The sequence below is a fragment of the Bradyrhizobium sp. NBAIM01 genome, assembly GCF_020194115.1.
Lineage (GTDB): Bacteria > Pseudomonadota > Alphaproteobacteria > Rhizobiales > Xanthobacteraceae > Bradyrhizobium > Bradyrhizobium yuanmingense.
Map to the genome: position 1 here is coordinate 72,618 of NZ_JADYVU010000013.1, position 23,909 is coordinate 96,526.

The window sequence follows — 23,909 nt, forward strand, 5'->3', positions numbered from 1 at the left end:
CGCTCCGCTCCATCCGGGCTACAGCTGCTATGAGTGCTTCGCCTCTGACAGCTCTTGTAGAGCCGCCATCGCTTCGTCGGCTCTGTCGGACGATACGAAGAGATGGTCGTGGTGGAACGCCGACACGGCATTCACGCTGATGCCGGCGTCGGCGAGGCGCGCCGTGATTGCCGCCAGGAAGCCGACCGCATCGAGCGCGGAGTGAACAGTGAGCGTGATCAGGCGTGAGGCGAATTCGTAGCGCAGTCCTGCGCGTTCGGCATCCTCCAGCGGTGCTACGACCGTTGTGCCCTCCGGCTCGCGGAAGATCAGGAGCGGATCGACTGCTGCGGGAATAGTCTCGTCTGCCGCGATCGTGCAAAATACGAAGGTGCCCGGTCGCAGCTCCGGCTTCATCAGTCTCAGCAGCGCATTGAGATCGCGTTCACCCGTCATCACTCCTGCGCCTTCTCCGGGCCCTCATAGGCAATGCCGCGGATCACCGCGGCGCTGCCGAACTTCTTGCGCAGGCTGTCGACCGCGCGTTCGGCGTGGGCGGCGCGGCGGTCGAGCATGTCGGTGTCGATCGCCGAGCCCTCGCGCAGCGCGCTGACGCCGGCGCCCATCAGGCGGAAGGCGGTGCCGTCGATTTCCTTGGCCAGCATCTCGCGGCAGATCGAGAAGATCTTCGCGGCCAGCTGCGTCGGGGCGGCGATCGATTGCGAGCGCGTGCGCTGGCGGAAATCGGCGGTCTTCAACTTCAGCGTCACGGTGGAGCCGGCGAGTTCGCTGCTCTTCAGGCGCGACGACGTCTTCTCGCAGAGTCGCCACAGGATCTTCTCCAGCGTCGCGAAATCGCGGATGTCGGTCTCGAACGTCGTCTCGCTTGAAATGGTCTTGGCGCCGCGGTCAGGCTCGACGCGGCGGTCGTCGATGCCGCGTGCGAGCCGCCACAGCCTGCGGCCCTCGCTCGGAAACTGCCGCATCATCTCGATCTCGTCGGCCTTCTGCAGATCGGCGATGATGCGGAAGCCGCGCTGCACCAGGCGTTCCTGCGTCGCGGGACCGACGCCGAAGATGAAGCCGACCGGCTTTTCCGCCAGCATCAACCGCGCTTCCTCCTGGTCGAGCGCGGCAAAGCCTCTGGGCTTGTCGAGGTCGGAGGCGATCTTGGCCAGGAACTTGTTGCAGGACAGGCCGACCGAGACGGTGATGCCGATGTCGCGCTCGACGTCGCGGGCAAAGCGCGCCAGCACCTTGGCGGGGATCATGCCGTGCACCCGCTCGGTGCCGGAGAGATCGAGGAAGGCCTCGTCGATCGAGAGCGGCTCGACCAGCGGCGTCAGCGCCTGCATGGCCTGGCGGACCTCGCGGCCGACCCGGACGTACTTTGCCATGTCCGGGCGGATCACGGTCGCATGCGGGCAGGCTTCCAATGCCTTGAACATCGGCATCGCCGAGCGAACGCCATAGGTGCGCGCGATGTAGCAGGCCGCCGACACCACGCCGCGCTTGCCCCCGCCGATGATGACGGGCTTGTCGGCGATGTCAGGGTTGTCGCGCTTCTCGACCGTCGCATAGAAGGCGTCGCAGTCGATATGGGCGATGGTCAGGCCGGCGAGCGAGCGGTGGCGGACGAGGCGGGGGGAACCGCAGGCCGAGCAGCGCCGCAGGCCCATATTCAGATCGGCCAGACAATCCCGGCAGAAGCAGCGGGGCCCGGCCGGCTCTGGGACGCTCACGGCACGTCGCGCTCCCAGGAGGGGTCACCGAGCGCATCGCCGAGGACCTGCCGCGCCGCGGCAACGTTGGTCGGGTGCAGTTCCGCCACCTTGGCAAAGGCCTTCACCGTGGCATCGTCCCGCATCACGAAATCGAGCACGCTGAGGAGGAAATTCGGGTCCGCGGCGGCGTTGCGCAGGGTCTCCGGACCGACCCCCGTCTCGGCCAGGAACAGGCCCAGCCGCTCAGGCTCGCCCGCGACGAAGGACAGGGCCTGAATCGCAACGATTTCAGCGACTTCGCGGGGGTTGTGAACAGGCTTTTTCACGGGGACGGTTTGCCTTTCCGTTAACTTTCGGTCTCTAATTTGGAATCATCATGCCCGAGTCTCGTGCTCAAGTCTTCCGGCCCCGGACAAGCAACTGGAAACCACATCGCAGAAAGTGGACCCTCGGGTTTAACGAAACTCAAGCGAATCTGAGGCTAGTTTGAATCCAGTTTTCGAAACGCCGGGAAGCGGCGTCTGAGGCGTCACATGTACCGGTCCTTCGGACCAATCAGGAGGGCGGGATGGCTAAGACCGTCCTGATCGTGGAAGACAACGAGCTCAACATGAAGCTCTTCCGCGACCTGTTGGAGGCGCACGGGTACCAGACCTCCGGCACCAGCAACGGCTACGAGGCGCTCGACCTCGTGCGCAAGATGCGGCCCGACCTCGTGCTGATGGACATCCAGCTGCCGCAGGTCTCCGGCCTCGAGGTGACGCGCTGGATCAAGGACGATCCGGAGCTGCGCGCCATTCCAGTCGTCGCGGTCACGGCGTTCGCGATGAAGGGCGACGAAGAGCGCATCCGCGAGGGCGGCTGCGAAGCCTATTTGTCCAAGCCGATCTCGGTCGGCAAATTCATTGAGACGGTCCGGCGTTTTATCGGATAGGAAGTGAGTTCACAGTGTCCGCGCGTATCCTCGTCGTCGATGACGTTCCCGCCAACGTCAAGCTGTTAGAGGCCCGCCTTTCCGCCGAATATTTCGACGTGATGACCGCCGCGAACGGCACCGAGGCGCTCGCGATCTCAAGGCGTGCCGAATGCGACATCATCCTGCTCGACGTGATGATGCCCGACATGGACGGCTTCGAGGTCTGCCGCCGCCTCAAGACCGATCCGGCGACGCACCACATTCCCGTCGTGATGGTCACCGCGCTCGACAGCCCCGCCGACCGCAATCGCGGGCTCGAGGCCGGTGCCGACGACTTCCTGACCAAACCCGTCTCCGACGTCGTGCTGATCGCGCGGGTGCGCTCGCTGACGCGGCTGAAGATGATGACGGATGAGCTGCGCATGCGCGCCATCACCTCGCTCGAGATCGGCATGCAGGCGCCCGAGCGCAGTGCGATCGCCGACACCGGCAAGGGCGGCCGCATCCTCCTGGTCGACGACCGCCAGTCCTCCTACGAGCGGCTGGCGACGATCCTCGCTGCCGAGCACACCATCGACGTCGAGCCGAACCCGACGGAGGCGCTGTTCCACGCCGCCGAGGGCAACTACGATCTCCTGATCGTCTCGCTCGACCTCAACAATTTCGACGGCCTGCGCCTGTGCAGCCAGGCGCGCTCGTTGGAGCGCACGCGCCATGTGCCGATCCTGGCGATCGCCGACCCCGAGAACTCGACACGGCTGCTGCGCGGCCTCGAGATCGGCGTCAACGACTACCTGCTGCGCCCGATCGACAAGACCGAGCTCTTGGCGCGCGCCCGCACCCAGATCCGCCGCCGCCGCTACACCGATCATTTGCGCGACAATGTGCAGAACTCGATCGAGATGGCGATCACCGACGCGCTCACCGGCCTGCACAATCGCCGCTACATGGAGAGCCATCTGGCAACGCTCGCCGAACAGGCCGCGACCCGCGGCAAGCCGCTGGCGCTGATGATCCTGGACATCGACTATTTCAAGTCGATCAACGACAATTATGGCCACGATGCCGGCGACGACGTGCTGCGCGAGTTCGCGGTGCGGGTGCGCAAATCGATCCGCGGCATTGATCTCGCCTGCCGCTACGGCGGCGAGGAATTCGTCATCGTGATGCCGGAGACGGATCTCCACGTCGCCGGCATGGTCGCCGAGCGCCTGCGCCGCTCGATCGCGGGCGAGCCCTTCGCGATTCACAAGGGTGCGAAGCGCATCGAGGTCACGATCTCGATCGGGCTGACCACGCTGGAGCGAAAGGGCGAGGCGGTGGCCGACGTCCTCAAGCGCGCCGACACCGCGCTCTACCGCGCCAAGCACGACGGCCGCAATCGCGTGGTGTCGCAGGCGGCGTGAGGGCCGTCCGCGCAAAGTTGCGAAAACAACCCCATGCACAGTAGCCGGCGCGAGCGGGTCAATGGGTTACGCGGGTGGCGAGATAATTTGCGCCGGCAGCGGCGTCGTTTGACCCGTCGGGCAAAACAGGAGCATATTGGTAGGGTCGCGAAATGGTCCTGACGGGTAGTCAGGCGCCCGCGCTTTCTCCACAAATCCCGGTGTCATTCCCCGCCTTGTGCGCAGTCGCGCACTGGAGCGGGGAATCCAGTGCGCCGCAGCGTCTCGGGTCTAGCTTCACTGTCTCTGGAATACTGGATCACCCGCTTTCGCGGGTGATGACAGCGAGCGATCAGGCGACAGCGGTTAGTCTGGAGCGCGCTTGCTCCGTTTCTCCGCCGGGTTCGCATCCTCGCCCACATCCACCCCCGCATTCCGCAACAACACCTTCGCCGCTTCCTTCGCGGCTCTGGCCATCGCCGGATCATCGCGCACGAGGTCCTGCGCGATGGAGCCGTCGACCAGCAGCACCAGCTGCGTCGCGAGCGCGTCCGCTTCGGCAACGCCGAGCTCGGTCAGGCGGTCGCGAAACCAGAGGCGGCGGCTTTCCTTGAAGGCGATCGCGATCTTCTTCACGGCGCGGTCGCCGGGGCCGAGCTCGGCGACCGCATTGACGAATGGGCAGCCGCGAAAGTCTTTCGCCGCGAAGCGCCGCTCCAGCGAATCGAACGTCGCGAGGATCTGCTCGGCGGGCGGCTTGTCCGAAAGGCGTGCGCTGACGAAGCGGCGCTCGAGATAGGCCGCGATCAGCGCGTCCTTGGACGGGAAGTGATTGTAGAGCGTGCGCTTACTGATGCCGACCTCGGCCGCGATGGTATCGACGCCGATGGCGCGAATGCCTTGCAGATAGAACAGCTTGTCGGCGGTCTGAAGGATCCGCTCTTTCATCGTCTGTGGGGCAGGCGGGGGAGCCATGCGGAGCTAAGCGTCCTGTTCGCTTGACAGCCGCTTCCATCTATAGCCTAAGTGCACAGGTCTGTGTACCCAAAAACATCGGCAAAAGCAGACGACGGCACGCGTGCCGCGCCCAAAAGGGAGAAGAAAAATGCCCCTGCTGCAGGTTCTGCGTCCGACGTTGCCGATCCTGATCGGCGCCTCGATCATGCTGACCTTGAGCATGGGGCTGCGGCAGTCGCTCGGTATCTTCATGCAGCCGCTGACGCACGACATCCACATTTCGATCTCGGATTTCACGCTTGCACTGGCCGTGCAAAACCTCGCCTGGGGCTTCCTGCAGCCGCCCGCCGGTGCACTCACCGTGCGCTACGGCTTCCGCCCGATCATGGTCGCCGGCGCGCTGATGTACATCGCGGGCCTCGCGCTGATGGCAACGGCGAATGGGCTTCTCAGCATCATGATCGGCGCCGGCGTGCTGATCGGGACCTCGCTCGCCTGCACCGCGGCGGCGATCGCGATGTCGGTGGCGGCACGTGCGGTGCCGGAGACGGTGCGCTCGACCGTGCTCGGCATCGTCTCCGGCGCGGGCTCGCTCGGCGCGCTACTTTCGGCGCCGATCGGACAGATGCTCAACGAGGGCTTTGGCTGGCGCGTCGGGCTCGCGGGCTTCGTCATCATGTCGGTGCTGATGATCCCTGCGGCCTGGTATGCCGGGCGCGTCGACAAGATTCCGTTGCCGAAGCCGGCGGCCGACGAGATCGATGATGCCACGGCTGCAGCCGCGGCGAGGACCGCGTTCGGCAATGCCTCCTTCGTGGTGATGACCTGCGCCTATCTCGTCTGCGGCATGCAGCTCGTGTTCCTCACCACGCACCTGCCGTCATATCTCGCGATCTGCGGCCTCGATCCGATGCTGAGCGCGCAGACGCTCGGCATGATCGGCGGCTTCAACGTGCTGGGCTCGCTGTTCTTCGGCTGGGCCGGCCAACGCTGGAACAAGCTGGCGCTCTTGGGCGGGATCTACATCCTGCGCTCGCTCGCACTCGCCTGGTACTTCATGCTGCCGGCAAGCCCGTTCTCGACGCTGCTGTTCGGCGCGATCATGGGCTTTCTGTGGATGGGCGTCGGCCCGCTGGTCGCGGGCGCGGTCGCCGAGATGTTCGGCCTGCGCTGGCAGGCGATGATCCAGGGCCTCGCCTTCATGAGCCACCAGATCGGCAGCTTCCTCGGCGCCTACGGAGGCGGGCTGCTCTACGACGCGCTCGGCTCCTACACGATGGCCTGGCGCATCGGCGTCGCGCTCGGCCTTGCCGGCGGGATCGTGCAGGTCGCGTTCGCGCTTGTCAGGCCGTCGCAGCCGCCCACGCCAGTGCTGCGGACAGCGTAGGGCGGGGCGGGTGGTCGTTTTCCTTGGCCTTGCACCGCTGCCGTTCTCACAAATTTGCATTTGCCTCAAAGCGCTCGGTTGCTGACGTGCGAGAGAACCTTTCGTCGACTCGGCAGGCGGTCGTTCATGGGCTTGCCAATTTCGCGTTTGGGTCGTGTCAGGCTGTGGTCAGCCTTCTCAGATTGAAAATGGGCTTGAGTTGCAGAGTGTTAGCCAGTTCATAATCCTAATCGCGCCGGCCAGCTTAAGCTTTCGAGACAACCGCTCGGGAGGCAACGATGACGCCCGGCTGGCTCATTTTCCCTGCGACTATCGCCTGTGTCTACTTCCTGGTCATTGTGAGTTTGATCATGCTTGGCGCTTGGTAGGCGGCTGAGGGAAGAGAATCTTGAAAGAGCGCGCTCTCAAGATTCGCCCATAGACCGACGCGAACTCATGTCGGTCGGAATTCGATCGGGTGCGGCCATGGATTGCGCGAATTGCGGCAGAGTCAACCCGGAGGGAACGAAGGTCTGCGGCGATTGCGGCGCGCCGCTGTTCTTTCGCTGCCCTGCGTGCGGGGGCGACAATCCGACAGGCAAGAACTTCTGTGGCGACTGCGGTGCCGCGCTCACGCCGACCGTACCGCCGCAAATGACGAGAGGGGCCGGCGCAGCGACGTCCATCGTGCCACCGGTCACGGAGCGCGCAGGCTTGTTGGCCGCACCAAGTTCTTCCGCCGAGCGTCGTCAGCTCACAGTGATGTTCTGCGATCTCGTCGGCTCGACGGCACTTGCGACAAAGCTCGATCCGGAAGATCTACGGGACATAATTGCTGAGTACCGCGATAGCGTAGCGGCGGTCGTCCGCAAATACGGTGGCACCGTCAGCCGTTACATCGGCGATGGCATGCTCATACTATTCGGTCATCCTTCAGCGCATGAGGACGATGCCGAACGCGCAGTGCGCGCTGCGCTTGAGATCGCCGCGACCAGGCACGCGTCGGGAGCCCCAGCCGAGTTCGAGCTGCGGGTTCGTCTTGGGCTCGCGACTGGCCTCGTCGTCGTAGGTGACCTTATCGGCAGCGAAGCGGCGGAGGCGCAGGCCGTGCTTGGCGAGACGCCGAACCTTGCCGCTCGACTGCAAGCGCTCGCCGAACCGGATGGGGTAGTCATCCCTGAGGACACGCGGCGGCTCATCGGCGGGCTCTTTGACTACGAGAATCTCGGCGCCGTGACGCTGAAGGGCTTCGCCGCACCGGTGCAAGCCTGGCGGGTGCTTCGTGAGGGAACAGCGGAGAGCCGGTTCGAGGCGTTGCACCCTTCGGTCCTCGCCCCGCTGGTTGGGCGTGAGGAAGACCTCGCGCGGTTGGAGCGGAGCTGGCGCCATGCGCGGGCGGGTACCGGTCAAGTCATGCTGCTTGTCGGCGAGGCGGGGATCGGCAAGTCGCGCCTCGTTGCGGCTCTTCAGGAGCGTATCGAGCGAGAGCCGCACACCTGCTTGCGCTACTTCTGCTCGCCTCATCATCAGGAAAGCGCGCTTTACCCCTTCATCGCACAACTCCAGCGAGCGGCTGGCTTCGATCGTGAGGACACACCGACGACCAAGCTCGACAAACTTCGAGCGCTCCTGTCGCCTGCATTGTCGCCCAACGAGGACGCGGCGATCCTGGCGGAGTTTCTGTCGATCCCCAACGATAATCTATACTTACCGGTTACGAGTACGCCGCAACAAAAGAAGGAGAGAAGCTTCGCCGCTCTGGTTCGCCAGCTTGAAGCTCTCGCGCAAAGACGTCCAATCATAATCGTGTTCGAGGACATGCAATGGATCGATCCAAGCTCGCGCGAGCTGCTGGACCGAACCGTCGATCGCGTAGCAAGCCTGCCGGTTTTGGTCTTGATCACCTACCGCCCCGAGTTCCAGTTAGTATGGACCGGAAAGCCGCATGTCAGCTTGCTCGTGCTGAACCGGCTCGACCAGAATGCGGGCGCTGCGCTGATCCGGAGCGTGGCAGGTGGCCAGACGCTGCCGACCGAAATCGTCAATGAAATTGCTGAACGTACGGATGGTGTGCCGCTGTTCGTTGAGGAGTTGACCAAAGCGGTGCTCGAAACAAGCCCCCAGAGTATCGCGCGAGCGATCTCCTTCGCGCCGCTGCCCGGACTTGCCGTACCGGCCACGCTACATGCTTCGTTGATGGCGCGGCTCGACCGGATTGGGCCGATCGCCAAGGAGGTGGCACAAATCGGCGCAGCTATTGGCCGCGAGTTCTCCTATGATCTGCTGGCCTCGGTCGCACAGCGGTGCGACAACGAGTTGCGGGCGGCGCTTGACCGGCTGATCAACACCGGACTCGTGTTTGGGAGTGTCGAGCCGCCCGACGCCAATTTCTTGTTCAAACATGCACTGGTCCAGGATGCGGCATACGGCACAATGTTGCGCGGTCAACGACGCGAGCTGCACGCTCGGATCGCTGGCGCACTCGAGGAGAGGCTCGCTAGAGGCATCCAAGAGCAGCCGGAAATCCTCGCCCACCACTGCGGACATGCGGGCTTGGCCGAAAAGGCGGTTTCCTATTGGCAGGAGGCTGGTGAGCGTTCAAAGGCTCGATCGGCAATGACAGAAGCAATCGCGCAGATGCGAAAGGCGCTTGATTTGCTATCTCAACTGCCGGATGCTCCCGGGCGCCAGCGCACCGAAACTGAACTTCAACTCGCGCTCGGCGGTGCACTGATCGCCGCGAAGGGCCACGCGGCCGAAGAGACCGGCAGGGCCTACGCCCGGGCGCGTTGCCTCTGCGAGGCACTCAACGACACGCCGAATCTGCTCAAGGCACTCTGGGGCGAGTTCGTGCATTATCACGTCCGTGGTGAAACGGACCGATCGCATCGCATCGCCGAGAATCTGCTCGATTTGGCCGGGCGACAGAACGATGCGGCCATTCTTGTCGCCGGTCATCGGGCAGTCGGCGATAGCTGGCTTCATCGCGGACAATTGGCCTTGGCGCGCACCCATCTCGAGCGGGGGCTCGCCCTTTACGATCCGGCGCAGCAGCGCTCTCTGACGGCCCTGTTCGCAGAAAACGCCCGCGTGGCGATGCTTTCGTTCCTTTCGCTTACGTGTGGCCTTCTTGGCTTCGCCGATCAGGCGCGCGTGCAGAGCAGTGACGCCCTGGCAGAGGCCCGCGATTCGTCGCACCCGATCAGCCTCGCATTCGCGCTGAGCGTTGCCTGCCGGTTGCATTTCGTGCTCGAAGACGCGGGCATGGTTGGGCAACGGGCGGACGAGCTGGTTGCGCTCACCACCGAGCAGCGCTTTGCCTTCTTTCTCGCGATGGGGACGGCATATCGCGGCTGGACGCTGGCCGAAGCCGGCGACCCCGAGGCCGGGGTGGACTTACTGCGGCGCGGCATCGAGGGATTCCAGGCGTCCGGCGCAGCATGGACTCTTCCGTTCTACCTTGCGCAGCTCGCAGCAGCCGAGGCAAAGAGAGCACGATATGAAACGGGGCTCGGCCAACTCTCCGACGCCTTGGCACTAACCCAGAAATCGGGGGTGCGGTGGTTCGAGGCCGAGCTGCATCGGCGCCGAGGCGAGTTGATGCTAAGGGCTCGGCCAGGCGCGGAGGCCGATGCGGAGACCGAGTTTCGCCACGCCATTGCGATTGCTCACCAGCAGGAGGCGAAACTCTGGGAACTTCGCTCCGCCGTCAGTCTCGCCCGGCTCTGGCGTGATCAGGACAGGGGTGATGAAGCACGCGGTCTTCTCGCGCCGGTCTACGGTTGGTTCAACGAGGGCTTCGACGTTCGCGACTTGAAGGAAAGCAAGGCGCTGCTGGAAGAACTCTGAGTGTAACGTGGAGCTTGTCGTAAGCGCGCTCCATTGGAGCTCCGTAACGTTCTCGGTTTTCGCGACTCCGCTGCACCCTAAAGACACGTACGGTGACCTGCTCGGCGCCGTCAATTCTCGGGTCGGCCCCGTCGCTCCGGTTCGCAGCTGGAGTTGGTCCGCGCTGCTGGTCGCGCTTCGGGTTATTCGCATGACCTCTCCCGGCTTCGCACTTTGTGCTGACCCTTTCCGGTCCGGATCAGGTACTCGACCGCAACCACTGCGAAAAGACCCGAATGGTCCGCGCGCGCGGGTGGCTTGGCCTGCTGACCACATAAAAGCTGTAGCCGGGTAGGTTCAACGAGAATGCCTTCACGAGCGTGCCGGCGGCGAGGTCGTGTGCCACGAGCACATCACTGAAGATCCCCACGCCCTGCCCACTGATCACCGCCTCGATGGCGTGCAGTTCTTCCCGGAAACTCAAGTGCTGCAGGTCCTTGTATTGGGGCACCTCGCGCCACCGGCGCTGGGCCAAACCGAGCCATCTCTGCCACGTCGGTGGCTCACGATCGGCCGGCGACCAATAGGAGTGGATCAGAACGTGCTTTGCGAGGTGGACTGGTCTCTTCAGCCGTCCGGTTGAAAGCAAATCCGGATTGCAGATCGGCCAGAACGTATCGCTGAAGAGTTCATCGACGATTCCGTCTGTCGGCGGTACGCGGCTGGTCGCATAACGGATGGCAACGTCACTGTCTCCGGCCTGCAGATCGAGCACGGTGTCAGTGCCGATCACTTCCAATGGCACGTCAGGATGCAACTTCCGCCACAGGGGCAGGCGGGGCACGAGCCAGCGGCTAGCGAAGGCGTTGGTCGTCGTAACCCGGAGCGGCTGCTCGTCACCTTCCTGCTTGAGGGACGCAATGGCAGCGGCAAACGCCTCGAGTCCGCCGCGAATGGCGGGAAACAGCCGCGCGCCGGCATCGGTCAACGAAAGAGGGCGTGGTCTGCGCCGGAATAGGGCGCGGCCGCAATACTGCTCGAGCAATCCGATCTGGTGGCTGATCGCGGTCGGCGTGACGCCGAGTTCTGCCGCGGCTTTCTTGAAGCTCAGATGACGCGCGGCAGCCTCAAAAGCGCGGAGCTCGATCAGGGGCGGCAGCTTGTGCATGCGGCGAGTGTAGGTGAAATCAGTTCATCGTCACCTGAATTCTTCGGATTTGCTCTGAGACAGCCCGCGATCGAGGATGTGGCGGGCCAAGCTAGGGAGTTCGTGTCATGTCCATCGCATCTGTTGCCAGCGCTGCCGCCGAACTTAGCGCCTCCTTCGGAGGAGAACTGCTCAAGCCAGCGGACGAGGGCTACGACGAGGCGCGCAAGGTTCACAATGGGCTGGTCGACAAACGGCCAGCATTGATTGCCAGATGTCGCAGTGCGGCTGATGTCGTGGATGCCGTGGCACTTGCGACCAAGCTCGGCCTCGAGGTCGCGGTTCGCGGCGGTGGCCACAATGTGGCCGGGCGCGCAACCATCGACGGCGGGATCATGATCGACCTCTCACCCATGAAGGGGGTCCGGGTCGACGCGATCGGCAAGACCGTATGGGCGCAGGGCGGGGTCACCTGGGGCGAGTTCAATCGAGAAACGCAGCTTCACGGACTTGCGGTGACCGGCGGCGTGGTCTCGACCACCGGCATCGCGGGCCTGACGCTCGGCGGAGGACTGGGCTGGCTGATGGGCAAGTACGGCCTCGCGTTGGATAATCTGCGGGCTGTCGAACTCGTCACCGCCGATGGCAAGGTTGTGCGGGCCAGCAAGCAAGAGCAGCCCGATCTATTTTGGGCCGTGCGCGGCGGCGGCGGAAACTTCGGGATTGCCACCAGTCTTGAATACGACCTCCATACGGTAGGGCCGATCATCACCGGCGGCCCGATCGTTCACCCTATCGAGCGTTCCCGCGACGTGCTGGAATTTTTCCGGACCAGCACGCGATCGCTCACGGACGAGCACATGCTGTTCGCATCCCTGACCCATGCGCCCGACGGGTCCGGCAGGGAGGTCGCGGCCCTGGTTACCAGCCACTGCGGTCCAGTCGCCGAGGCCGAACGAGCGATGCAGCCGCTGAAACAGTTCGGGCCTCCCATTCTGGATGCGGTCGGACCGATGACCTATTGCGAGCTCAACCGCATGCTCGACGCCAACTATCCGAAAGGCGCGTTCAACTATTGGAAGTCGAACTTCCTCACGGAGCTGAGCGATGGTGCGATCGCGACGATGATCGAATGCTTCGCCCGCTGCCCGACTCCGATGGGGCAGCTGCTGCTCGAGCACATCCACGGTGCGGCGGCCCGCGTGGGTGCCGGGGATACGGCATTTGTGCATCGGCAGGAGGGCTACAATTTCCTGATCCTCGCGCAATGGACGCAGGCCAGCGATACCAGCCGCAGCATCTCGTGGGCACGCGCAACCTATGAAAGGATGCGGCCCTTCTTTGCCTCAGGACGCTATGTCAATTATCTCGACGACGATGAGACAGGCGATCCGGTTGCCGCTGCTTATGGGCGGAACTACAGGCGCCTGCAGCAGATCAAAGCGAAATACGACCCTACGAACTTCTTCCGGATGAACCAGAACATCCGGCCGCTCGCCTGATTGCCGGCTGACGATTTCTCGCTCTCATCAAGATGTGAGTAGAAACTAAGCCGCGACCCGATGCATCGTGGGCGGGGCGAGCTGACGCCCGGGAGGGACTAGAGAATGGCGGTCGTGTGCAGGCCCGCTCGCATCGACGACTTGAAGCAGGCCGATGACATCGTGGTCGCCAGCATCAATGAGCTAACCGAACGGCGGGGGTTCGGGAAGATGGCATCCTCTCGTCCGCCGAATTTTCAGGCCTTCTCGCTCGCGGATGATCCCGAGGGCTTATGGGTGGCCGATGACGACGGAGAAATAGTCGGCTTCGCGTGGAGTTGGGTCTGTGGCGAGCTTTGGTTCCTGGCCCAATTGTTCGTCGCGCCTGATCGTCAGAGCGACGGCATCGGCAATCAACTCATCAACAAGGCATTCGCGCATGCAGAAATGCGCGGAGCACCCATCAAGGCACTGATCACCTTCACGTTCAACAACGTATCTCAAGGCCTCTACATCCGCCACGGACTGTTCCCGCGCTTTCCGATCTACATGGTCAGCGTCCCTCGTGACCGCCTGGCGCCACGGTTGGCTGCGCCGCGGCTCCGTCTTGAATCTCTCACGGCCGACGCGATCCCATACGACAGGCTGGCGCAGATCGATGTCAGCGCAGTCGGCGTTTCCAGGGAGAAGCATCATCGATTTCTCCTTGGCGACAGCACGACGCGCGGATTCACCATCCACGCCGGCAATGAGTGCGTCGGGTACGTCTACATTTCGGGTGGACACATTGGTCCGCTTGCAGTCCACAGGCCAGATCTGGTTGAGTCCGCTTTCGCCGCTGCGTTATCGTTCGCGGCACAGAGCGATTGTCCGGCCATTTCGGCTTTTGTGCCGGGCGCGAGCGAGCCGGCGCTCAAGGCGGCAATCGACCACGGGATGCGGCTGACGTTCCCGATGCTGCTGATGTCAAATCGACCATTCGGAGATTGGGTTAGCTATTTCCCGCGCAATCCGGGTTTCATGTAGGGGATTCAACCGAGAAGGTCGACGTTGCGGGCAGGCCGGAAGGCGCGGAATGATGGCTGGATCGGCGCTCGTCACGGGCCGATCATGCTCTAGCCCTACCGGGGACGCGGGCTGCGGCCTGGAGGGGACGGCCGCTGCACATATGGGTTTTCCAGGCACATCGCCGAACGGCCCGCCGCGCTGGCTCTGCATTCGTCAAATGAACGATACTGGCAAGAGATGTAGGTGCCGCCGCCCCATTCCCACTCCTGCAGACATACCGGAAAATTGCCGCCGAACCGCTGCGCTGCCGCTGGACCGGGCGCGGACATGGTGATCAGGACGAAGAGCAGACAGGCAAGCGCGCGCATCATGATCAGCGCGGCCGCTGCGGAGCGTGCTGCTTGAACCTCACGCGCGGGTTCACATCGCAATAGGTGTTCGATCGCCCGGATGCCGAGGCCAGGCACTGTTCCCGCGTCGAATACATGCAGTCTCCGGAAGCGCCGAGCCCTCCGCCAAAAACGCACCAGGGATAGTCATACTGAGCGTTTGCTGCGGAAGAAAATCCGATGACCATAACGACAATGAGCAGAGCGATGCGCATGCGATTCTCCCATCAAGTCAGTTGAGCGGCAACGCAAGAGGTTCGCTCCGAAAGATAGCCGCTTGACGATGCTGGCTCAACAACCACGACTCAAGCGAGTTCCTCTCGTCACGCCGGAGTGTCCCAGTGTGATCTCGCAGAGCCGGTCCGGATTTGCTTCGCTGCGCTAAGCAGCGCAGCGCTGGGTAGCAGGGTACATGAGCAGGGACATGCGAGCCGAAACGACAACGGGGCCCGCAAGGGCCCCGCAAAAAACCTTAGCGCGCTACGCCGCGATCTTACTTGATCTTGGCTTCGCGGAATTCGACGTGCTTGCGCGCGACCGGGTCGTACTTCTTCTTGACCAGCTTGTCGGTCATGGTGCGCGAATTCTTCTTGGCAACGTAGTAGAAGCCGGTGTCGGCCGAGGACACGAGCTTGACCTTGATGGTGACCGCTTTGGCCATGTTCTGAACCTCAGAATATCAGGGGAATCTGGAGCCGGCCAAACGGCCTGCGTTGGCCGGCAACCTAGTCAGAAACGGCGGGAAGTCAAGGTTTCAGGCGGCGGAAACCGCTCAAATCGGGCCCATTAGGCCTCAAAGAACCGGTTTTTCGGCCGCGGCAGGCCCAGATTCTCCCTCAAAGTGGGCCCTTCGTACTCTTTGCGGAAAGTCCCGCGCTTCTGCAGCTCCGGGACCACCTTGTCGACGAAATCGTCGAGACCGGCAGGCAGGAACGGGAACATGATGTTGAAGCCGTCGGAGCCGCGTCCGACCAGCCATTCCTCCATCTGGTCGGCGATGGTCTTGGCGGTGCCGACGAAGGACAGGCCGCCATAGCCGCCGACGCGCTGGGCGAGCTGGCGCACGGTGAGCTTCTCACGGGCGGCGAGATCGACCAGGCGCTGCCGGCCGCTCTTGCTGGCATTGGTCTCGGGGATTTCGGGAAGCGGCCCATCGGGATCAAAGCCGGAGGCATCGGTGCCGAGGATGACGGAGAGCGAGGCAATGGCGCTGTCGTAATGCACGCGGCTGTCGAGCAAAGCGCGCTTCTCGTTGGCCTCATCGACGCTGTCGCCCACAACGACGAAGGCACCGGGGAGGATCTTCAGGTGCTCGGGGTCACGGCCGATCTTCTCCATGCGGCCTTTGATGTCGGCATAGAGTTTCTGGCCGTCGGCGAGGCTGCCGCCGCCGGTGAACACCGCTTCCGCGGTCTCGGCGGCGAGCTGCTTGCCGTCGTCGGAGGCGCCGGCCTGCACGATCAGGGGCCAGCCTTGCACCGGGCGGGCGATGTTGAGGGGGCCGCGCACTTTGAAGTATTTGCCCTTGTGGTCGAGGGTATGCATCCTGGCGGGATCGAAGAACAGGCCGCTCTCGACGTCGCGCATGAAGGCATCGTCGGCGAAGGAGTCCCAGAGGCCGGTGACGACGTCGTAGAACTCGCGGGCGCGCTTGTAGCGCTCGGCGTGCTCCATGTGATCGTCGAGGCCGAAATTCAGCGCCGCGTCCGGGTTCGAGGTGGTGACGATGTTCCAGCCGGCGCGGCCGCCGCTGAGATGGTCGAGCGAGGCGAAGCGGCGCGCGACGTGATAGGGCTCGTCGAACGTGGTCGAGCCGGTCGCGATCAGGCCGATGCGCTCGGTCACGGCTGACAAAGCCGACAGCAGGGTGAACGGCTCGAACGAGGTCACGGTGTGGCTGCGCTTCAGCGCGTTGATCGGCATGTTGAGCACGGCGAGGTGATCGGCCATGAAGAAGGCGTCGAACTTGCCGGCCTCGAGCTTTCGGATCAGCGTCTTGATATGGCCGAAATTGAAATTCGCGTCGGGCCAGGCCCCGGGATAGCGCCAGGCGCCGGTGTGGATGCTGATCGGGCGCATGAACGCGCCAAGCTTGAGTTGCCTTTGTGCCATCGCCCGGTGTCCGTTCTTGGTGACGCTCGCAAAGACATAGGCATGAGTGGGAACTCCGCCATTGGGGGAGACGGGAAGAATTTTTTGTTTTTCGTAGCTCTCTCAGCACGTCATTCCGGGGCGACGCGGAGCGGCGAGCCCGGAATCCATAACCACCATCCGGAGTATGGATTCCGGGCTCGCGCCAAGAGGCGCACCCCGGAATGACGGAGGATAGACTTGATCGAACTACGCCCCAGCGCGCCAACTAGCTCAAAACGTCCTTCTGCATCTTGCCGGCGTAGAAGTGGAAGAACGGCACCGGCGCGTCGTGACGGAGCGGGCCGGTGGCGAGGCGGGTGTCGAGCTCGTTGAGCACGTTGCGCGTCATCGGATGCAGATCGGCGAGCGGTTTTGAGCCGAGCTCGACCCAGACCAATTCGACCAGCTCCGCATCGGCATGGATCACGCCTTCGACGCGGTGGGTGATCGCAGAGGCATCGGCGGTGAAGAAACGCGTGTCGAAGCGCTTGACGCGGCCGGGCGGGGTGATTGCGCGCGCGATCAGGAACAGGCTGGAGGGATCAGGCAGCAGGCCCGCATCCGCGAACGGCTGCCAGGGACCTTCGAGCTTCGGCACTTTGCCTTCGGCCTTGCGGCCGAGGCAGAGGCCGGTCTCCTCGCAGGCTTCGCGGATGGCGGCAATGGCGAGCGATTTCGCGCGCGAGGCCGGCGTCTTCGGGCTGCCCTTGGCGAGATTGGCTTCCAGTTCGGCGGTGATGGGCGCGGCGCAGGGCACGCGATAATCGGCCTTGTCGACGCGCCCGCCCGGGAAGACGAATTTTCCCGGCATGAACACCACCTTGTCGTGGCGCTTGCCGACCAGCACTTTCGGAATGGCGCCGCTGCGGTCGACCAGGATCAGCGTCGCCGCATCCTTCGGGCGGAAGTAAGGATGATGATCGGCTTCCTTCTCCTCGTGAACCTTGGTCTTCTCCTCGGCCTGCGAAATATCGGTCATGTCCTCACCCGAACTGTTCTTTTACGTGTTTACACAGGCGGAATACCATCGGGAGGGTTGTCGTCAAACCCGTGCATGCGCAGAGCCCATTGCAAGCCGACCACAGCTCCCTTCACGGGCTGCAGCAGCGCGAGCGAGGCGACGAAGGTGAAGGGCAGATAGGCTGCGAAGCTGAGCCAGACCGGCGTCGAATAATTGGTCTCGATCCAGAGGATGGCCGGCACCACGATGTGGCCGACGATGACGATGACGAGATAGGCAGGCAGATCGTCGGCGCGATGCGGGGTGAAGTCGAGGCCGCATTTGGCGCAATGGTCGGCGGTCTTCAGGAAGGCGCGGAACAGCTTGCCTTCGCCGCAGCGCGGGCAGCGGCCGCGGAAGCCGCGCTTCATTGCTGACCAGACGTCGCGCTTCTCGACGAGACCGTTCTCGCGCGTCCAGATCTTTGGTGCCGTGCTCATCGTCACCATGCCTTGCCCTTCTTGCCCTTACCCTTGTTCTTTCCTTTGGCCTTCCTTCCCTTGCCGGACTTTTTCTTCTCCGGCTTGCGTTTTCGCTCCGGGCTGCGTCCGGGCTGCGGCTTGGACGATTTGCGCTGCGGACGGAGCGGCCTGCGCTGGCGCGGGCCGCTGTCGCTCTCCGACGACAGCAGCTCGAAGCGCAGCGCGCCCGCGATGGGAGCGGCCTCGATCAGGCGGACGTCGACGACGTCGCCGAGCTGGTACATGGTGCCGCTGCGCGTGCCGACGAGGGCATGGCGGCTTTCGTCATAGTTGAAATATTCCGTGCCGAGGGATCGGATCGGGATCAGCCCGTCAGCGCCGGTCTCGCTGAGCTTCACGAACAGGCCGGCGCGGGTGACGCCGGAGACGCGGCCCTGGAAGCTGGCGCCGATGCGGTCGGCGAGGTGATGGGCGATCAGGCGGTCGACGGTCTCGCGCTCCGCCTTCATGGCGCGCCGCTCGGTCAGCGAGATATGCGCGGCGACTTCGCTCAAGCTTTCCGGCGTCTCGCTGTCGGGCAGGGCGCCTTCGCCAAGGCCAAGCGCACGCACCAGCGCGCGGTGCACGACGAGGTCGGCATAGCGGCGGATCGGCGAGGTGAAATGCGCATAGCGGCGCAGGTTCAGGCCGAAGTGACCGTAATTCTCCGAGGAATATTCGGCCTGCGCCTGCGCGCGCAGTACGACCTCGCTCACCAGCGGGTAATAGTCGTGGCCTTCAAGCTGAGCCAGCACACGGTTGAACGTGGTCGGGCGGAGCGCGCCGGACTTGGCGAAGGGAACGTCCAGCGTCTCCAGGAATTCCGCGAGCGCGTGAACCTTCTCCAAGGTCGGCTCGTCGTGCACGCGGTAGATCAGCGGCAGAGATTTCTTCTCCAATGTCTCCGCTGCGGCGACGTTGGCGAGGATCATGAACTCCTCGATCAGCTTGTGCGCATCGAGACGCTCGGGGACCACGACGCGGTCCACGGTGCCGTCGCTCTTCAGGAGGATCTTGCGCTCGGGCAGATCGAGATTGAGCGGATCGCGCTCGTCACGCGCGCGCTTGGCGCAGGCATAGGCGGCATAGAGCGGCCTCAGGATCGGATCGAGCAGGGGGCCGGTGGTGTCATCAGGCCGGCCGTCGATCGCGGCCTGCGCTTGCGCGTAAGCGAGCTTGGCGGCCGACCGCATCAGGATGCGATGAAAACTGTGCGAGCGCTTGCGGCCGTCGGGGCCGAGCACCATGCGCACCGCCAGCGCGCCGCGCGGCTCGCCGGGCACCAGCGAGCAGAGATTGTTGGAGATGCGCTCGGGCAGCATCGGCACGACGCGGTCGGGGAAATAGACCGAGTTGCCGCGGTCGAGCGCGTCGCGGTCGAGCGCCGTGCCCGGCCGCACGTAGAAGCTGACATCGGCGATGGCGACATTGACGATGAAGCCGCCCTTGTTGTTGGGATCCGGATCGGGCTCGGCATGCACCGCGTCGTCGTGATCCTTGGCGTCGGGCGGATCGATGGTGACAAGCGGGACGTCGCGCCAATCCTCGCGGCCTTTCAGATTGGCCGGCTCCGCCGCTTCCGCCTCGCGCTCGGCGGCGGAGGAGAATTGCAAGGGGATGTCGTGGGCGTAGATCGCGATCAGGCTGATCGCCTTTTCCGACTTGACCGAGCCGAGCTTTTCTTTCACCCGGCCGGAGGCGAGGCCAAAGCCGCGGGTGCGGACGATGTCGACGCTGACGAGGTCGCCATCCTCAGCGCCGCCCGTATCGGTCCTCGCGATGTTCAGCTCGCGGTCGGCGAACTTCTTGTCGACGGGGACGAGCCGTCCGCCGCCCTCGGGCAGGCTGCGGAAGACGCCGAGGATGCGGCTCTTGGCCTTGTCGATGACCTTGATGATGCGGCCGCGATAGGCGGGACCTTCATCGTCATCGCTGCGCTCGACGCGCAGCAGCGCGCGGTCGCCGACGCCGGCGGCGGTGCCGGGCCTCGGCCGGCGCGGCATCTCGATGAGGATCTTTGGCGGCTCGCCGTTCTCGACCTCGTCCCATTCGGCGGGGGAGGCGATCAATTCGCCATCGGAGTCGCGGCCGGTGATGTCGGCGAGCAGCGTCGGCGGCAGCGCGTCCGGCTCGGAGACCTTATGGCGCTTCTTCTTGATGGTGCCGTCGTCGGCGAGCTCGCGCAGCATGCGCCTGAGCTCGGCGCGATCGGCGTTCTTCAGGCCGAACTCGCGCGCGATGTCGCGAGTCCCGACCTTTCCTGGATTTGCCTTGATGAAGGCGACGATGGCTTGCCTGTCGGGAAAGCCACGGTCTTTCTTTGGTTTCACTTAACCTCTAATTCTTGATCTCAGGTCTTGCCGGCACTCTTCTTGGCCGGAGCCTTGGTGGCGGCTGCCTTGGTCGGCGACGTCTTTGCGGTCGACGGCACGGCGGCGCGCCTTGCTGGTGGATTCGGATTTGGATTTGGCCGCGGCTTTCTTCGCAGCCGGCTTCTTCGGCTTCGGTGCGGCGTCCTCGCCGTCCGCAGCCTTCTCTGACGCTTTCTTGGCCTTGGCCGGCTTCGCCGCCTTCTTGGCCTTGCCGCCGCCCTTGCCGCCACCCTTGGCGGCGCGCTCGTCGATCAGCGCGATCGCCTGCGGCAGCGTGATGGTGTCCTTCTCGAACTCGGCCGGGATCGTCGCGTTGACGCCGCCCGCGGTGACATAGGCGCCGTAACGGCCGCTCTTCACGGTGACGGTGCCAAGCGTCGGATGATCGCCGAGCGCCTTCCCGGGATCGGCGCCGAAGCGGCGGCTCGGACCCTTGGCAACCTTCTCCGCGATCAGCGTCACCGCACGATTGAGGCCGATGTCGAACACCTCGTCGCCGGCCTCTAAGCTCGCATAGGTCTTCTCGTGCTTCACGAACGGTCCGAAGCGGCCGAGGCCCGCGGTGATCGGCTGGCCGGTCTCCGGATGCTTGCCGATCTCGCGCGGCAGCGACAGCAGCTTCAGCGCAAGCTCGAGATCGACGTCGCTGGGCGAGGTGCCCTTCGGAATGCCGGCGCGCTTGGGCTTCTCGCCTTCCTCATAATCCTTCTGCTCGCCGAGCTGGATATAGGGGCCGAAGCGGCCGGCCTTGACCCAGACATCGCGACCCGTGTCGGGATCCTGGCCGAGCGAACGGTCAGCAGTCGCCTCGCCATCGGCGGCGAGCTGACGGGTGTAGCGGCATTCCGGATAGTTCGAGCAGCCGACGAAGGCGCCGAACTTGCCGGCCTTGAGGTTCAGCCGGCCGGTGCCGCAGTTCGGGCACTGCCTGATATCGCCGCCATCGGCGCGGGGCGGATAGATGTGCTGGCCCAGCATGTCATCGAGCACGTCGAGCACCTGGGCGACGCGCAGCTCCTTGATGTCGTCGACGGCGCCGATGAAGCCGGTCCAAAAGTCCTTCAGAACCTGCTGCCAGGAGATCTCGTTGTTGGAGATACGGTCGAGTTGCTCTTCGAGGCTCGCCGTAAAGTCGTACTCGACATAGCGGGCAAAAAAGCTTTCGAGGAAGGCGACCACGACGCGGCCCTTGTCCTCGCCGTGCAAACGCTTCTTCTCCAGCTTGACGTAGCCGCGGTCCTTCAGAACCTGGAGGATCGAGGCATAGGTCGAGGGCCGGCCGATGCCGAGCTCTTCCATGCGCTTGACGAGAGATGCTTCCGAGAATCGCGGCGGCGGCTCGGTGAAATGCTGGGTGACGGACAGGCTCTGTCGCTTCACGGCCTCGCCCTGGCTCATCGCGGGCAGGCGGCGGGAATCCTCGTCCTCCTCGTCGTCGCGGCCTTCCTGGTAGAGCGCGAGGAAGCCGTCGAACTTGACGACCTGGCCGGTGGCGCGCAGCTCCAATGTGCGGGAGCCTGCCTTCGCCGTGATGTCGACGGTGGTCCGCTCGAGCTCGGCGGATTCCATCTGGCTCGCGATGGTGCGCTTCCAGATCAGCTCATACAGCTTGGCCTGATCGGCATCGAGCTTGCGGCTCATGCTGTCGGGGCGGCGGGAGAGGTCGGTCGGGCGGATCGCTTCGTGCGCTTCCTGGGCGTTCTTGGCCTTGGCCTGGTACTGGCGCGGGCTATCCGGCACGTAGGCGTTGCCGTAATCCTCGCCGATCACCTTGCGCGCCTGGGTGATCGCCTCGGGGGCGATCTGCACGCCGTCGGTACGCATATAAGTAATGAGTCCGGTGGTCTCGCCACCGATGTCGATGCCCTCATAAAGACGCTGGGCGATGCGCATCGTATGCGCCGGCGCAAAGCCGTATTTGCGGCTGGCTTCCTGCTGCAGCGTCGAGGTGGTGAAGGGCGCCTGCGGATTGCGACGGGCCGGCTTGGCGTCGACCGCGGTGACGGCGTAAGTCGCCAGTTCCAGCGCCTTCTTGAAGTCTTCGGCTTCCGCCCCGGTGCCGATATCGAGGCGCTGGATCTTCTTGCCGTCGGCGCCGACGAGACGGGCCTCGAAGGCATCGCCCCGCGGCGTGAGCAGGGTCGCGATCAGCGACCAATATTCGCGGGCTACGAACTTCTCGATCTCGAGCTCGCGGTCGCAGACGAGGCGCAGCGCCACCGACTGCACGCGGCCGGCCGAGCGGGCGCCCGGCAGCTTGCGCCAGAGCACGGGGGAGAGGGTGAAGCCGACCAGATAGTCGAGCGCACGGCGCGCCATGTAGGCGTCGACCAGGGCGCCGTCGATCTCGCGCGGATGCTTCATCGCTTCCGAGACGGCCTGCTTGGTGATGGCGTTGAACACCACGCGCTCGATCTTCTGATCCTTCAGCGCGCGCTTCTCCTTCATCACCTCGAGCACGTGCCAGGAGATGGCTTCGCCCTCGCGATCGGGGTCGGTGGCGAGAATCAGGCGGTCGGCGCCCTTCAGCGACTTCGCGATATCGTTGAGCCGGCCGGCCGCCTTGGGGTCGACCTCCCAGATCATCTTGAAATTGGCGTCGGGATCGACGGAACCGTTCTTCGCCGGGAGATCGCGGACATGGCCGAACGAGGCCAGAACCTCATAGGACGAGCCCAGATATTTGTTGATCGTCTTGGCTTTCGCCGGCGACTCCACAATGACGATATTCATTTAGTTCCAGTGGCTTACGGGAAAATCTTGGGCCGAAAACGAAAGGACTCGGGTCGGCCGTTTCGACCCGAACATGGGTGGTGAGCGGCCCCCTGTCAAATCGTGGGGTGTTGAAAGGCGCCACAATGGGAAAAGTTTCATATCGAAAAAGTTGCAGAATACCACCTTGGAGTTGCGGTTGATGTGGGCGTAATGTCCTGTCGGGGCATGGATTCGGGTGGGGTTCTGGTGACCAGGCCAGGAAAGAAACGGGCGCGCGCCGGATCCGGCGCGCCGGGGGGCACGCGTCACGAGGAACCGGGGGAGGGCGGTGCGGACGAGGCCGTGGCCTTCATCGCCGAGCAGACCGGGGCCTTACGCAAGCTGGCCGAGCGCCACAAGCTGGACGTGCTGCATTATCTCTTGGGCATGACCAAGCTCGAGGCCGACGAGCACCTGCGGCTACGGACCAAGCGCAAGCTGTCGTGATGGCGGTGGGGTACCACTTGGGACTTTCACGCCGACTTGCGTCGCGGTGCCGGCCGCGGCTTTAGCGTGGTGTCGGCCGGGCTGAGCAGGCGGCCATCTTCGGCGCGCATTTCCAGCTTCTTCACCGGACGGCCCTTCGCGCGATCGACCAGCATCGTCGCAATCTCCTCGGGGCGGTCGTCGAACTCCTCGCTCCACTGCCGCAGCGCGACCAGGATCGGGAAAGTGCCGCGGCCCTTCGGCGTCAGCACATATTCCTGATAGGCACTGCCGTCGGAGGCGGGGGCGGTTTCGAGAATGCCGTGGTCGACCAGCGATCGCAGCCGCGCCGCCAGGATGTTCTTGGCCATGCCGAGCTTGTTCTGAAACTCGCCGAAGCGGCGGACGCCGAACAGCGCCTCGCGGATGATCAAGAGCGACCACCAGTCGCCGAGCGCCTCCAGCGACCGCGCGATCGGGCAGGCATCACCCTCGAAGCTCGTCCGTTTCACCATCGTTCGTCCTTTCGCATTCACACGCCGCCAGCGCCGATCACGCGCTTGTGTGGTTGCATCATAAAACC

20 protein-coding genes and 1 pseudogene are annotated in these 23,909 nt (G+C 64.2%); 7 read left to right on the forward strand and 14 right to left on the reverse strand.

Annotation, left to right across the window (positions count from 1 at the left end; all coding sequences use genetic code 11):
• Nucleotides 1–27: 27 nt before the first annotated feature.
• From I6F31_RS29645 to I6F31_RS29655, 3 genes are read right to left on the reverse strand one after another with little or no spacing between them, the layout of a single operon-like run.
• The gene (locus I6F31_RS29645) at nt 28–435 is read right to left on the reverse strand and encodes an ACT domain-containing protein (RefSeq protein WP_225150142.1); all 408 of its coding nucleotides are present in this window, start codon (nt 433–435) and stop codon (nt 28–30) included.
• A complete protein-coding gene (locus I6F31_RS29650; RefSeq protein WP_225186520.1) occupies nt 435–1,721 on the reverse strand; it encodes a DNA polymerase IV in 1,287 nt (428 codons plus the stop codon). The genes I6F31_RS29645 and I6F31_RS29650 overlap by 1 nt, the downstream gene beginning before the upstream one ends.
• Nucleotides 1,718–2,029 carry a DUF3572 domain-containing protein gene (locus I6F31_RS29655; RefSeq protein ID WP_036015155.1) on the reverse strand — a complete coding sequence of 104 codons (312 nt, stop codon included), beginning with the start codon at nt 2,027–2,029 and terminating at the stop codon, nt 1,718–1,720. Before I6F31_RS29655 ends, I6F31_RS29650 begins: the two co-directional genes overlap by 4 nt.
• 242 nt (nt 2,030–2,271) lie before the next feature.
• Between I6F31_RS29655 and I6F31_RS29660 the strand changes: the two genes are divergently transcribed.
• Nucleotides 2,272–2,637: a response regulator gene (locus tag I6F31_RS29660; protein WP_008566616.1), complete on the forward strand. Its 366-nt coding sequence runs from the start codon at nt 2,272–2,274 to the stop codon at nt 2,635–2,637.
• Between the two features lie 14 nt (nt 2,638–2,651).
• Nucleotides 2,652–4,025 (forward strand): PleD family two-component system response regulator, encoded by a 1,374-nt coding sequence (locus I6F31_RS29665; protein ID WP_036025582.1) that lies wholly within the window; start codon nt 2,652–2,654, stop codon nt 4,023–4,025.
• 345 nt (nt 4,026–4,370) lie between these two features.
• Here the strand turns inward: I6F31_RS29665 and I6F31_RS29670 are convergent, their stop codons facing one another.
• Nucleotides 4,371–4,979: a TetR/AcrR family transcriptional regulator gene (locus I6F31_RS29670; RefSeq protein ID WP_057029790.1), complete on the reverse strand. Its 609-nt coding sequence runs from the start codon at nt 4,977–4,979 to the stop codon at nt 4,371–4,373.
• A 130-nt stretch (nt 4,980–5,109) separates the two neighbouring features.
• Between I6F31_RS29670 and I6F31_RS29675 the strand changes: the two genes are divergently transcribed.
• Nucleotides 5,110–6,348 carry an MFS transporter gene (locus tag I6F31_RS29675; protein WP_057029789.1) on the forward strand — a complete coding sequence of 413 codons (1,239 nt, stop codon included), beginning with the start codon at nt 5,110–5,112 and terminating at the stop codon, nt 6,346–6,348.
• A 435-nt stretch (nt 6,349–6,783) separates the two neighbouring features.
• Complete coding sequence (locus I6F31_RS29680) at nt 6,784–10,176, forward strand: adenylate/guanylate cyclase domain-containing protein (protein WP_225186521.1); 3,393 nt, start codon at nt 6,784–6,786, stop codon at nt 10,174–10,176.
• Nucleotides 10,177–10,414: 238 nt separating this feature from the next.
• On the opposite strand, the gene I6F31_RS29685 is transcribed toward I6F31_RS29680, so the two are convergent.
• The gene (locus I6F31_RS29685) at nt 10,415–11,323 is read right to left on the reverse strand and encodes a LysR substrate-binding domain-containing protein (protein WP_225186522.1); all 909 of its coding nucleotides are present in this window, start codon (nt 11,321–11,323) and stop codon (nt 10,415–10,417) included.
• A 107-nt stretch (nt 11,324–11,430) separates the two neighbouring features.
• Here I6F31_RS29685 and I6F31_RS29690 point away from each other — a divergent pair, with 107 nt between their 5' ends.
• Together I6F31_RS29690 and I6F31_RS29695 are read left to right on the forward strand one after the other, a co-directional pair.
• Nucleotides 11,431–12,804: an FAD-binding oxidoreductase gene (locus I6F31_RS29690; RefSeq protein WP_225186523.1), complete on the forward strand. Its 1,374-nt coding sequence runs from the start codon at nt 11,431–11,433 to the stop codon at nt 12,802–12,804.
• A gap of 105 nt (nt 12,805–12,909) precedes the next feature.
• Nucleotides 12,910–13,809: a GNAT family N-acetyltransferase gene (locus I6F31_RS29695; protein WP_225186524.1), complete on the forward strand. Its 900-nt coding sequence runs from the start codon at nt 12,910–12,912 to the stop codon at nt 13,807–13,809.
• Nucleotides 13,810–13,904: 95 nt separating this feature from the next.
• Here the strand turns inward: I6F31_RS29695 and I6F31_RS29700 are convergent, their stop codons facing one another.
• The 8 genes and pseudogenes from I6F31_RS29700 to topA form a co-directional block, all read right to left on the reverse strand.
• Nucleotides 13,905–14,162: a DUF3551 domain-containing protein gene (locus tag I6F31_RS29700; protein ID WP_225186525.1), complete on the reverse strand. Its 258-nt coding sequence runs from the start codon at nt 14,160–14,162 to the stop codon at nt 13,905–13,907.
• 2 nt (nt 14,163–14,164) lie between these two features.
• Complete coding sequence (locus I6F31_RS29705; RefSeq protein WP_074448008.1) at nt 14,165–14,395, reverse strand: DUF3551 domain-containing protein; 231 nt, start codon at nt 14,393–14,395, stop codon at nt 14,165–14,167.
• A gap of 278 nt (nt 14,396–14,673) precedes the next feature.
• On the reverse strand, nt 14,674–14,841 hold the full coding sequence (rpmG, locus tag I6F31_RS29710; RefSeq protein WP_007603295.1) for a 50S ribosomal protein L33: 168 nt from the start codon (nt 14,839–14,841) through the stop codon (nt 14,674–14,676).
• A gap of 125 nt (nt 14,842–14,966) precedes the next feature.
• Nucleotides 14,967–16,292 (reverse strand): LLM class flavin-dependent oxidoreductase, encoded by a 1,326-nt coding sequence (locus tag I6F31_RS29715; RefSeq protein WP_225186526.1) that lies wholly within the window; start codon nt 16,290–16,292, stop codon nt 14,967–14,969.
• Nucleotides 16,293–16,539: 247 nt separating this feature from the next.
• Complete coding sequence (locus I6F31_RS29720) at nt 16,540–17,292, reverse strand: NUDIX domain-containing protein (RefSeq protein WP_225144630.1); 753 nt, start codon at nt 17,290–17,292, stop codon at nt 16,540–16,542.
• 29 nt (nt 17,293–17,321) lie between these two features.
• On the reverse strand, nt 17,322–17,762 hold the full coding sequence (locus tag I6F31_RS29725) for a DUF983 domain-containing protein (RefSeq protein WP_036015117.1): 441 nt from the start codon (nt 17,760–17,762) through the stop codon (nt 17,322–17,324).
• Nucleotides 17,756–20,104, reverse strand: a complete 2,349-nt coding sequence (gene rnr, locus I6F31_RS29730; protein WP_225148406.1) for a ribonuclease R — start codon at nt 20,102–20,104, stop codon at nt 17,756–17,758. The genes I6F31_RS29725 and rnr overlap by 7 nt, the downstream gene beginning before the upstream one ends.
• A gap of 20 nt (nt 20,105–20,124) precedes the next feature.
• A pseudogene (topA, locus tag I6F31_RS29735) lies at nt 20,125–22,879 on the reverse strand (type I DNA topoisomerase).
• Between the two features lie 228 nt (nt 22,880–23,107).
• Here topA and I6F31_RS29740 point away from each other — a divergent pair.
• Nucleotides 23,108–23,347, forward strand: a complete 240-nt coding sequence (locus I6F31_RS29740; RefSeq protein WP_036039304.1) for a hypothetical protein — start codon at nt 23,108–23,110, stop codon at nt 23,345–23,347.
• Nucleotides 23,348–23,373: 26 nt separating this feature from the next.
• On the opposite strand, the gene I6F31_RS29745 is transcribed toward I6F31_RS29740, so the two are convergent.
• Entirely contained in the window at nt 23,374–23,841 is a 468-nt protein-coding gene (locus I6F31_RS29745; protein WP_225148408.1) for a helix-turn-helix domain-containing protein, read from the reverse strand.
• Nucleotides 23,842–23,909 lie beyond the last annotated feature (68 nt).

Coding starts and splice junctions, on each gene's coding strand:
- I6F31_RS29670 (WP_057029790.1), bottom strand. CDS start 4,979: ATGGCTCCCCCGCCTGCCCCACAGACGATGAAAGAGCGGATCCTTCAG.
- I6F31_RS29695 (WP_225186524.1), top strand. CDS start 12,910: ATGGCGGTCGTGTGCAGGCCCGCTCGCATCGACGACTTGAAGCAGGCC.
- I6F31_RS29685 (WP_225186522.1), bottom strand. CDS start 11,323: ATGCACAAGCTGCCGCCCCTGATCGAGCTCCGCGCTTTTGAGGCTGCC.
- I6F31_RS29720 (WP_225144630.1), bottom strand. CDS start 17,292: ATGACCGATATTTCGCAGGCCGAGGAGAAGACCAAGGTTCACGAGGAG.
- I6F31_RS29745 (WP_225148408.1), bottom strand. CDS start 23,841: ATGGTGAAACGGACGAGCTTCGAGGGTGATGCCTGCCCGATCGCGCGG.
- I6F31_RS29660 (WP_008566616.1), top strand. CDS start 2,272: ATGGCTAAGACCGTCCTGATCGTGGAAGACAACGAGCTCAACATGAAG.
- I6F31_RS29675 (WP_057029789.1), top strand. CDS start 5,110: ATGCCCCTGCTGCAGGTTCTGCGTCCGACGTTGCCGATCCTGATCGGC.
- I6F31_RS29715 (WP_225186526.1), bottom strand. CDS start 16,292: ATGGCACAAAGGCAACTCAAGCTTGGCGCGTTCATGCGCCCGATCAGC.
- rpmG (WP_007603295.1), bottom strand. CDS start 14,841: ATGGCCAAAGCGGTCACCATCAAGGTCAAGCTCGTGTCCTCGGCCGAC.
- I6F31_RS29725 (WP_036015117.1), bottom strand. CDS start 17,762: ATGGTGACGATGAGCACGGCACCAAAGATCTGGACGCGCGAGAACGGT.
- I6F31_RS29680 (WP_225186521.1), top strand. CDS start 6,784: ATGTCGGTCGGAATTCGATCGGGTGCGGCCATGGATTGCGCGAATTGC.
- I6F31_RS29705 (WP_074448008.1), bottom strand. CDS start 14,395: ATGCGCATCGCTCTGCTCATTGTCGTTATGGTCATCGGATTTTCTTCC.
- I6F31_RS29690 (WP_225186523.1), top strand. CDS start 11,431: ATGTCCATCGCATCTGTTGCCAGCGCTGCCGCCGAACTTAGCGCCTCC.
- I6F31_RS29645 (WP_225150142.1), bottom strand. CDS start 435: ATGACGGGTGAACGCGATCTCAATGCGCTGCTGAGACTGATGAAGCCG.
- I6F31_RS29700 (WP_225186525.1), bottom strand. CDS start 14,162: ATGATGCGCGCGCTTGCCTGTCTGCTCTTCGTCCTGATCACCATGTCC.